Origin of the sequence: Rhodococcus jostii NBRC 16295 (assembly GCF_001894825.1) — a bacterium.
GTDB lineage: Bacteria > Actinomycetota > Actinomycetes > Mycobacteriales > Mycobacteriaceae > Rhodococcus_F > Rhodococcus_F jostii.
Window position 1 is genome coordinate 1 of sequence record NZ_BCWY01000073.1, and the last position, 14,369, is coordinate 14,369.

Here is a 14,369-nt window from a genome sequence, read left to right on the forward strand (position 1 = left end):
CTCGCCGCGGTCGTTGCGGTTGCCGCCGCCGTCGCGACCGCCGTATCCGCCCTCACGGCGGGGTCCGCGGTCACCGAACTTGCGGTCGCCGCCGCGGTCGCCGCGGGAGTAGGTGTCGCGCACCGGTTCTCCGCTGGGCGCCTTGGCGCCGGTGATGCTGGCCAGCTTCTCCGAACCCGGGGTCACGGGCACGGCGGTGGCGTCGACGCCCGCCATCCCGGTCAGGCGGCGGAACGTGCGCTTCTGGTTGGGGAGCACGATCGCGACGACGGTGCCCTTCTCGCCGGCCCGCGCGGTCCGGCCGGCCCGGTGCAGGTAGTCCTTGTGGTCGGCGGGCGGATCGACGTGCACGACCAGGTCGATGCCGTCGACGTGGATGCCGCGGGCGGCGACGTCCGTGGCGACGAGGACCGGGGTGCGGCCGTTCTTGAAGCGTTCGAGGACGCGGGTGCGCTGGTTCTGCGCCTTGCCGCCGTGCAGCGCCTCGGCGGCGATTCCCACCGCGCGGAGGCGGTCGGTGATGCCCTCGCAGCCGAGTTTGGTGCGGGCGAACATGATCGTGCGGCCTTCGCGGGCACCGATTTCGGCGAGGACGTTGTCCTTCTGGCCGCGGTCGACGAGCAGCACGTAGTGCTCCATCGTGTCGACGCTGGCGCGACCGTCCTCGGTGGAGTGCTGGACGTGGTCGGGCAGGAACTGGCGGACCAGCGACTGCACCTCACGGTCCAGGGTGGCCGAGAACAGCAGGCGCTGACCGTCGGCGGGGGTGTCGCCGAGGATGGACCGGACCTCGGGCAGGAAGCCCATGTCGGCCATCTGATCGGCCTCGTCGAGCGCGGTGATCTCGATGGAATCGAGGATGCAGGTGCCCTGACGCAGGTGGTCGCCGAGGCGGCCGGGGGTGGCGACGAGGATGTCGACACCGCGGCGCAGCTGGTCGACCTGCTTGGTGAAGGGGGTGCCGCCGACGGCGGGACGGACGGTCAGTCCCATGGCGCCCGCGTACGAGTTGAGGGAGTCGACCACCTGGAACGCGAGCTCACGGGTCGGAACCAGCACCAGTGCGCGGGGGCGCTTGGGTGCGGGCCGGTCCTCGTGGCGGGACAGGCGGGTGAGCATCGGCAGACCGAAGGCGAGGGTCTTGCCCGATCCGGTCTGTGCGCGGCCGAGCACGTTCTTGCCGGCGAGTGCGTCGGGCACGGCCAGCGCCTGGATCGGCGACGGGACGGTGATGGAGTTGCGGGCGAGGGCCTGCACCAGGGGTGCGGGCAGGCCGATCTCCGCGAACGTCACGGTGGCCGTGTCGGCCTCCGTGGCGATCGGAGCTGGGGTTTCGGTGTCGTTCTGCTCAATGGGGGCAGACGACGTCTGGACAGCGTTGGTCACGCAGATACCTCTCCGGGCATAGGGCGCGTCGCGGAGCGGGGGCTGTCATGCAGCACGCACAAAGGGACGAGCCAGGGCACATGTCACCTGGTCAATCCATTCGCGGAAGTGCGGGGAATTGGGCTGTGTGCCGTTTCAGTGTTGATGGGCCGCAGTGGCGACCGTGAACCAGTGTACGCGACGGGGCGCCCAGTTATCGAACCCGGCGGGATGTGAGCTGGGCGACTATACGGCGCTGAACAACCGGCTCAGTTCGGTGAGCCAGGGGACGGCGACGGCGATGGTCGGCACCACGAGGATGGCCACCGACGCGGCGTAGGCGGCGAGCGCGACCGGGGTGCCCGCCTCCGAGGACGCCAGCCGCTGCACCCGCAGCAGGGTGCTGGGACCGCCCGCGGCCATCGCGCCCTTCGGGGCGATCGACCCGGAACAGGCGACCAGCGCGCGGGCCAGCGCGGTCGGCCCGGTGGCGCGGACCGCGGAGTCGTCGGCCAGCATCTCGACCAGCAACTGCACCGATCCGAGCGCGGACTTGCTGCGCACCACGGTGGGGAAGGCGGCGTTGACGGCGGTGAAGGCCTCGAGGACGAGGTCGTGGCGGGCGCGCAAATGGGACCGCTCGTGGGTGAGGATCGCGGTGATCTCCGCGTCGTCGAGGTTGGTGAACGTGCCCTGGCTCAGCACCACCCGCTGGCGCAGACCGGGCAGGCAGTAGGCGATGGGCTCGGTGACGTCGAGGACACGCAGATCCGGTGTGCGGGCGAGGGGGGACGACGAGTCGCAGCGGTCGAGGAGGTCGACCAGCATGCGGTGCCGGGCGCGTCGGCGCCGGGTGCGGACCCCGACCTGCACGATCGCGAAGATCAGTTTGGCACCGACCAGCAGGGTGAGGGCGAACACCACCACGTAGAGCAGCCACAGGGGCAGGCCCAGCGCGTCGATCTCGGCTACCGGCGCCGTGGTGGGCCGCCCGTCCGGTCCGGGGACGAGGAGTTGGCTGGCGATCGCGAGCCCGGAACTGAACGCGGAAAGGACCGCGGCCAGGGCGATTGCCTGCCACAGCACGAGAGCTGCTCGGGGGGCGCGATGCGGCCATCGGGCACGGCTCAACAGCGCAGGGACAGGCCCTGCGAGAAGAAGTGCGAGTACTCCGAATACCAGCGCGGTGGTGGCGTCCATGTCCTACTCATCATGCATGACGAACGTCAGCCGGCGCGAACGGTTCCCGACTGATTGTCTCCGGCGGATCGTTCCTTGGCCTCGAGTGCGGCGAGGGCCTCGCGCAGCGCGTCGGCCTCGTCGGCGCCGACCTGGCCCACGAAGTGCACGAGTGCCGCGGCGCGGCTTCCGGACTTGTCGGCCTGCTGTAGGGCGTCCACCATCAGGCTCGCGACCAGTTCTTCGCGCTGGTGCACCGGCAGGTACCGGTGGGCGCGGTCGTCGCGCTGCTGAATGACGAGGTGCTTCTTCGCCAGCCTCTGGAGCACCGTCATGACAGTCGTGTACGCGAGTTCACGGCGCGCTGCCAGTGCCTCGTGTACCTGCCGTACCGTCTGCGGTTCCGATGTGGACCACAGGTGATCCATCACTGCGCGTTCGAGTTCGCCGAGTCCAGCCATAAACCGATTCTACGGATACGACGACGCAGATACGTACTACTGGTAGTAGTAAAACTGCGTCACGGCGTGTGGTATTGGCCATAGTTCGAACGGGTGGTTTACGGTCGGGTGGGTAGCGGCCGACCCGCCGGGCAAGCTTTCGTTCTCGACATCGCGGAGAGTGGGGACCTGGGGGATGAAGACCGACGACAGCGCGGCGACCGGGCACGGTACGGCGGCCAAGGTCAGGGGTCAGACGGGGCGGGCCGCGGACTGGGTGCGGGGAGCGCCGGTCAGTTTCTCGCTCCTGCTCGTGATCTGGATTCTCGCGATCGCCACGTCCAGCGTGATCGGCGGCCCGTCCCACGACCTGTCCCAGCACGTGGCGATCGGGATCCGGGCCTTCCAGAACGGCTCGGTGTGGACGCTGCTGACCGCCGGACTGTGGGGCGACGACGTCCTGGCCTACCTGTCGACCACCGTCCTCGTCCTCGTCGCCGCCGCACCGCTGGAACGTCGCATGGGTTCGGCGCGGTTCGCGCTGGCCGCCGTCGCCACCCAGGTGCTGGGCGGGTTGCTGGCGTTGTCGGTGGCCGCGGTCGCGAAGGTCGTCGACGCGAACTGGGGTTTCCGGTTGCACGTGGGCATGGCGGTGGGCCCCAGCACCTGGATCGTCGGCGCCGCGATGGTGGCCAGTTCGAACATGGGCACCCTGTGGCGGCGGCGGATCCGCGTCGGTGTCCTCGCGTTCACGATCACCCTGGCCCTGTTCAGTGGATCGCTGCAGGACGTGGTCCGGCTCGCCGCCGCCGTGGTGGGTCTGGTGATCGGCCGCTGGATCGTCGGCCGGTCGGCGCGCGGCGAACGGATCGCGGGCACCCAGCGCGAGGGCCGGGTGCTCGTCGCGATCGTGGTGGCGGCCAGTGCGATCGGCCCGATGATCGCCGCGCTGTCCGCGGAGGCGGTCGGCCCCCTCGCCGTGCTGCGCGACCTGTTCCGCGGCGTCCCCTACACCGCTGGCGAGGTGCGCGACCTGTGCGAGGTGTCGGCGACGGACCCCGAATGCCGTCGCGGGCTGCTCGAACTGCGCCTGTCCGGGGTCGGCCCGACCCTGCTGAGTCTGATGCCGTCCCTGTTCCTCCTCACCCTCAGCGACGGTCTCCGACGGGGCCGTCGCTTCGCGTGGGTCGCGTCCGTCGTCGCCCAGGCGATTCTGCTGGTGTTGTCGCTGCTCAACTTCGCGGTCCGGTTCGTCGATTCGCTCGACGAGGACTCCCTGTTCTACGGTCTGGCCGACCCGAACCTGTACCGGACGCTGGTGCCGTTCCTGACGCCGTTGGCGATCCTGATCGTGCTGCTCGCCACCCGGCGGTTCTTCGACGTCGCCGCCCCGGCCGGAACCTACCGCCGGCTGGCGATCGTGCTGGTGTCGCTCCTGGCCGGTCTCGCCGTCCTCTACGTGCTGGGCGGATTGTGGGCGCGGCACGGGTTCGACCCCCGGCCGGGATTCACGACGCTGCTGGCCGACTTCCCGGAGCGGCTGATCCCGCCCGTGTACCTGCAATGGCTCGACCCCCGGCTGCTGCCGGAGAGCATTCCCGCGACGCTGCTGTACGAGTGGACCGGGGTGGTGTTCTGGGTGGCCCTGTGCGCGCTGGTCGCGGCGACGTTCCTCAGTCCCGCCATCGGATCGGACTCGGCGGCCGCCGAACGCGCTCGGGCTCTGCTGAAGTCGGGGAGCGGAAGCCCGCTGTCCTGGATGACGACGTGGCGCGGCAACCACTACTGGTTCTCCGCCGACGGCACCGGCTACGTCGCGTACCGGGTCCTCGCCGGGGTCGCCCTCACGACCGGTGACCCGGTCGGCCCGCCGGACCGGTTGCGCGACAACGTCGAACACTTCGCCGAATTCGCCTCCGCCAACGGCTGGATTCCGTGCTTCTACTCGGTGACCGGTGAGGTCCGCGACGTCACGGACGCCCTCGGCTGGAGCGGGATCCAGGTCGCCGAGGAGACGGTGCTGGACCTGGGCCGGATCGCGTTCACCGGCAAGCGGTTCCAGGACGTCCGGACCGCCCTGAACAAGGCGAAGAAATCGGGGATCACCGCCGAATGGGTCAGCTTCCCCAGCGCCCCACGGTCGATCACCGACCAGATCACCGCGATCTCCGAGGAATGGGTGGCCGACAAGGGGATGCCCGAGATGGGGTTCACCCTCGGCGGACTCGACGAGGTCGACGATCCGGAGGTGCGCTGCCTGATCGCCGTCGACGAGGACCGCACCGTGCACGGCGTCACGTCCTGGCTGCCGGTGTACCAGGACGGCCGGGTGGTCGGCTGGACGCTGGACTTCATGCGGCGCCGCGCCGAGGGGTTCCGTCCGGCGATGGAGTTCCTCATCGCGTCCGCGGCGCTGAAACTGGAGGAGGAGGGGGCGCAGTTCCTGAGCCTGTCCGGCGCCCCTCTCGCCAAGGTCGAGCAACCGGACACCGACGCCGACGAGCGGGAGCAGTCGGAGTCGTCGAGCCTGTCGGCGGTGATGGACAGCGTGCTCGACCTGCTGGGCCGGACCCTGGAGCCGGTGTACGGGTTCCGGTCGCTGCTGGCGTTCAAGTCGAAGTTCCAGCCCCGGTACGTGGCGATGCACATGACGTTCGCCGACCCGGCCGCCCTGCCGAGCATTGGTAACGCCGTCGGCAGGGCGTACCTTCCGACGGTGTCGCTGGGGCAGAGCTTCCGGCTGGTGCGGACGATGATCGGCGGCCGCCGATGACCGGCTACTTCGTTGCCGGCCCGCCCACCGCGCCGTACACGTGGCGGGTGCCGATCGGCACCACCAGCGGGCGATCCGACACCGGGTCGGCGATGACCGCGGCTTCGAGTCCGAACACCTCGAGGAGGAGTTCGGCGGAGATGATGTCCTTCGGCGCCCCGGCCGCGACGATGGTGCCGTCCCGCATCACGATCAGCTGATCGCTGTAGCGGATCGCGAGGTTGAGGTCGTGGAGCACCATCACCACGGTGCGGCCCAGCTCCTCGTGCATCCGGTCCACCAGGTCGAGGACCTCGATCGAGTGCGCCAGGTCCAGGTAGGTGGTGGGCTCGTCGAGCAGGAGGATGTCGGTGCCCTGCGCGAGGGCCATCGAGATCCAGGCCCGCTGGCGCTGCCCGCCCGACAGCTGGTCGACGGGGCGGTCGGCGAGGTCGGACACCCCGGTCAGGGCGAGCGCCTCGGCGACCTCGCCCTCGTCGTCGGACGACCATTGCCGGAGCCACGACTGGTGCGGGTGCCGGCCGCGGGCCACCAGGTCGGCCACCGTCAACCCCTCCGGGGCGACCGGCGCCTGGGGGAGCATGCCCAGGGTGCGGGCGACGTCCTTGGTGCGCATCGAGCCGATCGCCTTGCCGTCCAGTAGCACCGAACCGTTGCGCGGTTTCAGCAGACGTCCCAGCGCGCGCAGCAGCGTGGACTTGCCGCAGCCGTTCGGGCCGATCACGGTGGTGATCACCCCGGTCTTCACCGCGAGGTCGAGGTTGTCGACGATGACCCGGTCGCCGTATCCGAGACTCAGGTGTTCGGCGATCAGTCGAGCGTCAGTCTGCACGGTCATGCCGAGACCTTCCGATTGTTGCGAACCAGCAGATACAGCAGGAATGGGCCGCCGAGTGCCGAGGTGACGATGCCGACGGGCAGTTCGACGGGCAGGATCGTGCGGGCAACCACATCACTGCCTACCACGAGCACGGCGCCGGTGAGTGCGGACGCGATGAGCGGCGGCCCGGCGGAACGCACCAGCCGCAGCGCCACCTGCGGTGCGGCGAGCGCGACGAAGCCGACCGGCCCCGCCGCCGCGGTCGCGATGCCGGCGAGCGCGACGGCCATGAGCAGCAGTCGCGCCTGCGACCACTGCAACCGCACCCCCAGTGACACGGCGTTGTCGTCGCCGAGCCGGAGGGCGCCCATCGTGAACGACGAGATCACCGCGTAGCCGCCGACGAGGACGACGGCGATCGTGACGGGCCACACCTGACTCCAGGCGGCGCCGTTGAGGGAGCCGTTGAGCCACACCTGCGCGCGGGAGGCGTCGTTGATGTCGGCGGAGATGAGCAGCCAGCCGGTGACCGCGATCAGCATGGCGTTGATTCCGATGCCGATCAGGATCAGCCGGTAGCCCTCCACCCCGCCGCGCCACGCGAGGAGGTAGATGATCAGCGCGGTGAGGAGCCCGCCGAACAGGGCCGCGAGGGGGATGCCCAGGGTGGCGAGGATGCCGACGAAGCTGCCGCCGCCGCCGAGGACGATCAGCGCGACCGCGGCGGCGCTGGCACCGGACGTGATGCCGAGGATGTCGGGGCTGGCCAGTGCGTTGCGGGCGATCGACTGGGTGATGGCGCCGGCCAGGCCGAGGGCCATGCCGATGAACACCCCGGTCAGCGACCGGGGCAGGCGGAGGTCCATGACGATGAAGTTCTGCGCCTTCGTGCCGCCGCCGAACAGCACCCGCGTGACCTCGGGGATGGACAGCGGGTAGTCGCCGCGGCCGATGTTGAGGCACAACACGAGGAACAGTGCCACCAGCAGTGCCATGTTGACGGCGATGCCGAGGGGGCGCAGGACGAGGGAGACCGGCCCGCGCCGGAACGCGGGGCGGCTCGGCACGCGGGCCGGAGGCGTCCCGACGTCGGGGCGCACGTCGTCTCGAGTGCTCACAGGCTTGCCAACTTTCTGCGCCGAACCAACGCGATGAAGAACGGTGCGCCGAACACGGCCAGCACGATTCCCACCTGCAACTCACCGGGCCGGACCACGACCCGTCCGATGACGTCGGCGGTCACGAGCATGACGCCGCCGAGAAGCCCGGCGTAGGGGACCAGCCAGCGGTAGTCGGGGCCGGTGATCGCCCGCGCGACGTGCGGGACCACCAGGCCGATGAACGCGATCGGACCGCAGGCCGCGGTGGCGGCGCCGGTCAGCAGGGTGATGGCGACGACGCCGAGGGCGCGGCTCGCCGCGATGTTGGTGCCCAGCGACCGCGCCACGTCCTCGCCCAGGCTCAGGACGTTCAGTCCCGGGGTGCTGACCAGGGCGAGGATCAGCCCGATGATCAGGAACGGCAGCACCTGCCACAGCACGTCGAAGCCGCGGCCGGCGACGGACCCGACCACCCAGAACCGGTAGGAGTCGAGGCTGGACTGGTCGACGATGATGATGGCGTTGGTCATCGCCTGCAGGAAGAACGCGACGGCGGCGCCGGCCAGGGCCAGACTCAGCGGACTCGCCGCGCCGTTCCCGATCGAGGACAGCCCGAACACGATCACAGACGCGGCGAACGACCCGGCGAACGCGAACCACAGGTATTCGCTCGGCGCGCTGAACCCGAACAGGTACATCGACAGCACGACGAGGAACGCGGCGCCGGCGTTGAGGCCGAGGAGTCCGGCGTCGGCGAGCGGGTTGCGGGTGTGCCCCTGGATGAGGGCGCCGGCGACACCGAGCGCCATCCCCACGACGAGCCCGAGCGCGGTGCGCGGACCGCGGAGCGTGCGGACGATGATGTCGGTCTGGGAGCCGTCGGGTTCGAACAGTGCGTGGAAGATCTCCGCGAACGACAGCGGCCGGGCCCCGACCGCCACGCTGGCGAGCAGCACCAGGCCGAGCAGGATCACGAGGACACCCAGCCCGACGAGCCGGCGGCGGCGGATCGCCGCGACGGACACGTCCTTCTCACGGACGGCGAATCCCTCGTCGCTGGCGGTGTTCTCGCGGACGACCTCGGTGCCGGACCGACGGAACAGCCGCTGCAGCGACCGTGTCGGTCCGATCGCGTCGTGCGTGTCGGTGTCGCGGGTGACGAGACCGACCCACCCCTTGCCCGAACTCTGCCCGGTGTTGCCTTCGCGGAATCCGCGGTTCCACAGGGCGAGGCCCAGCGCGATCGCGACGGCGGCTCCGCCGAACACGACCCGGTCCGCCTGTCCGCCGCCGTTGTCGTCGCGCAGGGAATCGACGATGTACCACCCGAGTACGAGTGGGATGGCCACTATCCCGAGGTCGAGCAGTCCCGCGAGTGCCCGCAGATACAGCGGGGCGGGACCGCGCGGAACGTCGCGCTTTCCATAGGGCTCGTCGGTCGGCAGGTGCGGGATGTCGCTGCCGAACTGTCTCGTCGTCGTCACTGGCGGTGAAAGCTCCTGACGTGTGTGCATGGGGACCGGATCTGCACCGAATTCAACTACTTAGGTTACGGAACCCTATCTCCGATGCCGCATCCGGCGGGGCATCCCCACCGCCGCGGTCGGCCGGGGTGCCTCACATCACATGATGTCAAGTCTTGATATTTGGTTAGGCTCACCTATGTTTGGTGATGTTCCACCCCGACCGATTGGAGTGCACGGTGACTTCGACCCTGTCCGCCCCCGCGACCGCACTGGACGTGTCCTGCACACGACTTCGCGCACTGAACACCGAATATCCGCGCATGTACGCGGTCGCGACGATGGCGGACGAGGGTAAACGCAGGTGGTGGTCGCTCGCCGACGACCTGGACGGCGACCGGGTGCCCCGGATGTGGGCGCGTTCGCTCGAGGACGTACCCGATCCGGACGTCGCCGCGATGCAGGTGGCCACCGCGCTGATCCACGCGGTGATCGGGCGCGTCACCGCGCTCGTCGTGCTCGAGGGCCGCGCCTGGGACCCCGGGCTCGAGAACCTGTGGATCCACATGGACAGCGACGAGGGAATCGACTGGGCGGGCGTCGCCGACGACACCATGCGCGTCCTGCCGGACGACCCCTACGCCGGGACGCCCCGGACAGTCACCGTGCCGTGCGAGCGGGCCCTGCTGCTGTGGACGGTGCACCGCAGTCTCACGTCCCTGCATGCGGTGTTCGACGCCATCGCCCGGTTGACGCCGATCGACGCGTCCCGTTTCTGGGGGCTCGTGGGGGAGGCCGTGCTCGGGGCCGCGACGTACGTGCCGATTCTTGCCGGCGGCGGCGAGGCCGCCGCGCAGCGCCGCGGCCAGGGGATCCTGGACGCCTTCGTGGCCGCCGGGGTGCCGGTCCGCTCGAAGTGCCGCGTGACGCGCCCGCATTGCGGCCGTCTCGGTCAGGCACGGAAGCGCTTGCTTAATTAGGGAAGCCTTGCCTATACTCGTCAGAGGCGAGTTGAGCAGGACCACAACCCGCCGAGAACCGAACTACCGGACCGCGACGGAGTCCTGAGGGCTGCAGAGACTCCCAGGTCCATCCCACGGCGGGCCTCACGCTGCACAGCGTGAGGCCCGCCGATCTTTTTTTGCCCCACCTGCTCGTCCTCCGGCCCGCCGTGTCGTGTAGGCAGGAGATCGGGTGCGCCGCGAGAGCGCACAGCGATCCGATGGAGAGTGTGATGGTGGGTTCCGGGGAACAGCAGGCATCGAACGGCGACGGCCAGGTCGACACCGCCGCATTGACCGAACAATTGGGCAAGGGATTCGACGCCCTCATCGGACTGGAATACACCGAACTGACTCCCGACCGCGTGCGGGCACGGTGGACGGTCACACCGGACCTGCAGCAGCCCGCCGGAATCCAGCACGGGGGCGTCTACTGCTCCGTCATCGAATCGGTGGCCAGCGCCGCGGGCACGGTGTGGCTCGGCGGACGCGGACACGTCGTCGGCGTCAACAACAACACCGACTTCCTCCGCGCGACCCGGGAGGGAACCCTCACCGCCGAGGCCAGCCCCGTCCACCGCGGCCGCACCCAGCAGCTGTGGGAGGTCCGGATCACCGACGAACAGGATCGGCTGGTCTCCAAGGGGCAGGTCCGGCTGGCGAACATCACCGACACCGGCCGCCTCGGACACTGAGGCGCCGCGACCACGACGGAGGGGACGGACCATCAGGTCCGTCCCCTCCGTCTTCACGTCACGCGCGACGCAACGTCACCCCGCGGCTTTCCGCTGCCCGCCGCCGGAAGGCTTCTCGGCGGCCTCTTTCTCCCGTTCGTGCCGCTCCAACTGCTCCATCGCGTTGCGGGCGAACACCCACTGCTCGGTGGACGCCATCTGCGCGCGTCCCCGACCGAGGAAAGTGACCGTCCACGACAACAGCGTGGACAGGCGGCTGCGGAACCCGACCAGGTACATGAGGTGGATCGCCAGCCAGGCCACCCACCCGATGAAGCCGCTGATCTCGAGCTTACCGACCTTCGCCACCGCACTGAACCGCGAGATGGTGGCCATGCTGCCCTTGTCGAAGTACTTGAACGGCGGCCGATCCTCCGGCTTCTGACCGCGCAGGCCCGCCGTGATCTGCTTGGCCGCGTACTTGCCGCCCTGCATCGCGACCTGCGCCAGACCCGGCAGCTTGTCGAGCGACATCATGTCCCCGATGACGAAGACGTCGGGGTGGCCCGGCACGGACAGGTCCGGCTTGACCAGCACCCGGCCGGCCCGGTCGATCTCGGCGTCGGACTGGTCCGCGATCTGCTTGCCCAGCGGGCTGGCCTGCACACCGGCCGACCACACCTTGCACTGCGACTCGATCCGTCGCTGGGTGCCGTCCTTGTCCTTGACGACGAGACCGTCCACGTCGACGTCGGTGACCATCGCGCCGAGCTGGATCTCGATTCCGAGTTTCTCCAGCTGCTCACGGGCCTTGCGGCTCAGCTTGCCGCCGTAGACGGGCAGGACGTCGTCGGCGCCGTCCAGCAGGATCACCCGGGCCTCGCGGGGATCGATGTTGCGGAACGCCCCCGACAGGGTGCGGCGCGACAGTTCCGCGATCTGGCCGGCGAGCTCCACGCCGGTCGGACCGGCGCCGACGACCACGAACGTCAGGAGCCGGGCCCGCTCGGCGGGATCGCTGGACAGCTCGGCCTGCTCGAAGGCGCCGAGGATCCGGCCGCGGAGCTCGAGTGCGTCGTCGATCGTCTTCATGCCCGGCGCGAACTCGGAGAAGTGATCGTTGCCGAAGTACGACTGGCCCGCGCCGGCCGCGACGATCAGGCTGTCGTACGGGGTGACCGTGGTGCGGTCCAGGAACCGGGAGGTGATCGTCTTCGCCTCGAGATCGATCTTCTCGACATCCCCGAGCAGCACCTGCGTGTTCTTCTGCTTCCGCAGCACCAGCCGGGTGGCGGGGGCGATGTCGCCGACGGAGAGGATGCCGGTCGCCACCTGATACAGCAACGGCTGGAACAGATGGTGGGTGGTGCGCGCGATCATGGTGATGTCGACATCGGCATTCTTCAGCGCCTGTGTGCCGAACAACCCACCGAAGCCGGATCCAATGACCACGACGCGATGGCGGCGTGACTCAACCGACTGGATACTCATTCCGTGCTCCTCGAAAAATAGGCGACTTCTGTCACGGTAGTCGCCTTGTTCCCGAGCGTCTCAGTAAGCGTTGCTTCGGCACGTCCGCACACCAGAATCGATCCAGAAACCGGACGGGGCCGACGATGCGCGAAGGCGGGCAGCTCCTCGGTGAGGAACTGCCCGCCTTCCGGTGCGTATGCGGCTATCTGGCCCCGCCGATCCGCTTCCTCCCCGAGGGGGTCTCGGTGGAGTCCGGCGGAATGAAATCCGACTTGATCGAGAACACGAACAGTGCCGTCACGCCCACCACGACGACAAGAATGGTGAGGACTACGACCACGTAGCCGAAACCGACACCGATTGCTGTCAAGTCCATCAGACCTACCTCCTCAGTCGCTGCTCACGCTACTGCGGAGGGTAGCCGCTGTCACCGCGTCGGCGGGGAAGAACGATTCGATGGCCAGCTCCGCGACCGTCACGTCGAGGGGAGTGCCGAACATCGTGGTGGTGCTCAGGAACGCCAGCTCCGTGTCGCGGTGCCGGACGCGCAACGGCACGACGAGCGACCCGGGCAGGTCGGCGCTGTCGACGGTGCCGCCGGGGTAGCCGTCCAATTCGCCGAACAGGTCACGGAGTCGGTCGTCGCCGGTGACCGCGATCTGATGACGCAACCGGTGCAGAACATGCCCGCGCCACAACGCCAGATCGAGGATCCGCGGGGCCATCCCGTTCGGGTGCAGGCTCAGCCGCAACACGTTCACCGGCGGTTCGAGCAGCACCGCCGCGCACCCCTCGGTCAGGATCGCCACCGCGTCGTTGGCGTCCACCATGTTCCAATGCCGGTCGATCGCCACCGCCGGGTACGGGGAATGCGCGGTGAGGATCTTCCCGATGGCGTCCGCGACCGACGCCATCGGGACGTCCGACAGTCGATGCTCGGGGAAGGCGGGCGCGAAACCGCCCGCGAGGAGCAGCGAATTGCGTTCTCGCAGCGGAATGTCGAGATGCTCGCTGAGCCGCAGCAGCATCGCCCGGGTGGGATTCGACCGCCCGGTCTCCAGGAAGCTGACGTGCCGCGCCGAGATGTCCGCCCGGTTCGCCAGTTCCAGCTGACTGAGCCGCCGGCGTTCCCGCCACGTCCGCAGGTGGACACCGACATGCGACGTTCGCCGATCGTCGAGGGTGGTCATGCGGTCAGCCTAGGGCGGCCGGAACGCCGCGACCATTACCTCCGACGTCATGGCGCGACGGTCAGGTGAGGTGGTCGAACTCCCCGGTCACCCACGCGCAGTGACGGCCGGCGGAGTACGCGAGCGCTGCGCGGCCCTCGCTGTCGATTGCGTTGTCGAAGTTGCCGATGATGCGGTCGAACTCGAGGTGCGACAACTGATCCGCGATGCGCCGCACCACCGCCGCGGACAGCGGCAGCCGGTTTGGGTACGACCGCAGGAAGGACACGGTGCGGCGGTCCGGGTTGGGGAACACGCCGTCGCCGGTGAGGAGGACGCCGCGCCCGTCCGCGCCGGCCCGCCAGTGCGCGACCGCGCTGCCGGGGAAGTGTCCACCGATCTGGTGCAGCGTGAGCCCCGGCGTCACCTCGTGGGTTCCGGACCAGAACTCGACCGGCCCGTCGGACCGCGCCAGCCACGAGCGGTCCGCCTCTGCCACCAAGATGGGCACGTCGCCGAGCGCCTTCGACCATTGCGTCTGGACGCCGAACATGTGCGGGTGGCTGCCGGCGACGGCGATCACCGGGCCGTGCGCGGTGACGGCGTCGACGGCCGCGGCGTCGACGAAGCCGATCGGATCCCACAGCAGCGACCCGGCGGGGGTGCGGACGACGAGCGATTGCTGACCGATCGCGGTCTTCGGGTGCACGTACAGGCCGAACAGTCCCGGCTCGATCTCGTGCTCGACCGCGCGGTACCCCGTACCGGCCAGCGTCTCCACGGTGGTCCACTCCTGCCCGCCGAGCGGAATGTACTGGCGTTCGTCCGCGCAGATCGCGCATTCGTCGGGGAGCGGGGTGTTCGGGTCCTGTTCGACACCGCACGTGGCACAGAGATGAAATAACACCCCTC

General features: G+C 69.4%; 13 protein-coding genes. 3 read left to right on the top strand and 10 right to left on the bottom strand.

What is annotated here, in order from left to right:
• From RJ1_RS33250 to RJ1_RS33260, 3 genes are all read right to left on the bottom strand, one after another.
• Nucleotides 1-1,386, bottom strand: a 1,386-nt coding sequence (locus RJ1_RS33250) for a DEAD/DEAH box helicase (RefSeq protein WP_073366720.1), incomplete at its 3' end; no start/stop codon positions are given.
• A gap of 225 nt (nucleotides 1,387-1,611) precedes the next feature.
• On the bottom strand, nucleotides 1,612-2,565 hold the full coding sequence (locus tag RJ1_RS33255) for a M56 family metallopeptidase (RefSeq protein WP_073366721.1): 954 nt from the start codon (nucleotides 2,563-2,565) through the stop codon (nucleotides 1,612-1,614).
• A 26-nt stretch (nucleotides 2,566-2,591) separates the two neighbouring features.
• Nucleotides 2,592-3,005 carry a BlaI/MecI/CopY family transcriptional regulator gene (locus RJ1_RS33260; RefSeq protein ID WP_073366722.1) on the bottom strand — a complete coding sequence of 138 codons (414 nt, stop codon included), beginning with the start codon at nucleotides 3,003-3,005 and terminating at the stop codon, nucleotides 2,592-2,594.
• Between the two features lie 175 nt (nucleotides 3,006-3,180).
• Between RJ1_RS33260 and RJ1_RS33265 the strand changes: the two genes are divergently transcribed.
• Entirely contained in the window at nucleotides 3,181-5,757 is a 2,577-nt protein-coding gene (locus RJ1_RS33265; RefSeq protein WP_073366723.1) for a bifunctional lysylphosphatidylglycerol flippase/synthetase MprF, read from the top strand.
• A 4-nt stretch (nucleotides 5,758-5,761) separates the two neighbouring features.
• On the opposite strand, the gene RJ1_RS33270 is transcribed toward RJ1_RS33265, so the two are convergent.
• Genes RJ1_RS33270 through RJ1_RS33280 form a run of 3 tightly spaced genes read right to left on the bottom strand, consistent with a single transcriptional unit; the run spans nucleotide 5,762 to nucleotide 9,161 of the window.
• Nucleotides 5,762-6,595: an ABC transporter ATP-binding protein gene (locus RJ1_RS33270; protein ID WP_073366724.1), complete on the bottom strand. Its 834-nt coding sequence runs from the start codon at nucleotides 6,593-6,595 to the stop codon at nucleotides 5,762-5,764.
• Nucleotides 6,592-7,695 (bottom strand): FecCD family ABC transporter permease, encoded by a 1,104-nt coding sequence (locus RJ1_RS33275; RefSeq protein WP_073366725.1) that lies wholly within the window; start codon nucleotides 7,693-7,695, stop codon nucleotides 6,592-6,594. Before RJ1_RS33275 ends, RJ1_RS33270 begins: the two co-directional genes overlap by 4 nt.
• A complete protein-coding gene (locus RJ1_RS33280; protein WP_073366726.1) occupies nucleotides 7,692-9,161 on the bottom strand; it encodes a FecCD family ABC transporter permease in 1,470 nt (489 codons plus the stop codon). Before RJ1_RS33280 ends, RJ1_RS33275 begins: the two co-directional genes overlap by 4 nt.
• Nucleotides 9,162-9,346: 185 nt before the next feature.
• On the opposite strand from RJ1_RS33280, the gene RJ1_RS33285 reads away from it, so the two are divergent.
• Together RJ1_RS33285 and RJ1_RS33290 are read left to right on the top strand one after the other, a co-directional pair.
• Nucleotides 9,347-10,120 carry a hypothetical protein gene (locus tag RJ1_RS33285; RefSeq protein ID WP_073366727.1) on the top strand — a complete coding sequence of 258 codons (774 nt, stop codon included), beginning with the start codon at nucleotides 9,347-9,349 and terminating at the stop codon, nucleotides 10,118-10,120.
• 254 nt (nucleotides 10,121-10,374) lie between these two features.
• Complete coding sequence (locus tag RJ1_RS33290) at nucleotides 10,375-10,836, top strand: PaaI family thioesterase (RefSeq protein WP_073366757.1); 462 nt, start codon at nucleotides 10,375-10,377, stop codon at nucleotides 10,834-10,836.
• 75 nt (nucleotides 10,837-10,911) lie between these two features.
• On the opposite strand, the gene RJ1_RS33295 is transcribed toward RJ1_RS33290, so the two are convergent.
• From RJ1_RS33295 to RJ1_RS33310, 4 genes are all read right to left on the bottom strand, one after another.
• Nucleotides 10,912-12,306, bottom strand: coding sequence for an NAD(P)/FAD-dependent oxidoreductase (locus RJ1_RS33295; RefSeq protein WP_073366728.1), 1,395 nt, complete (start codon nucleotides 12,304-12,306; stop codon nucleotides 10,912-10,914).
• A gap of 184 nt (nucleotides 12,307-12,490) precedes the next feature.
• Nucleotides 12,491-12,664 carry an adenylate cyclase gene (locus RJ1_RS33300; protein ID WP_073366729.1) on the bottom strand — a complete coding sequence of 58 codons (174 nt, stop codon included), beginning with the start codon at nucleotides 12,662-12,664 and terminating at the stop codon, nucleotides 12,491-12,493.
• A 13-nt stretch (nucleotides 12,665-12,677) separates the two neighbouring features.
• Entirely contained in the window at nucleotides 12,678-13,478 is an 801-nt protein-coding gene (locus RJ1_RS33305; RefSeq protein ID WP_073366730.1) for a helix-turn-helix domain-containing protein, read from the bottom strand.
• 61 nt (nucleotides 13,479-13,539) lie between these two features.
• On the bottom strand, nucleotides 13,540-14,364 hold the full coding sequence (locus RJ1_RS33310; RefSeq protein ID WP_073366731.1) for an MBL fold metallo-hydrolase: 825 nt from the start codon (nucleotides 14,362-14,364) through the stop codon (nucleotides 13,540-13,542).
• Between the last annotated feature and the right edge of the window lie 5 nt (nucleotides 14,365-14,369).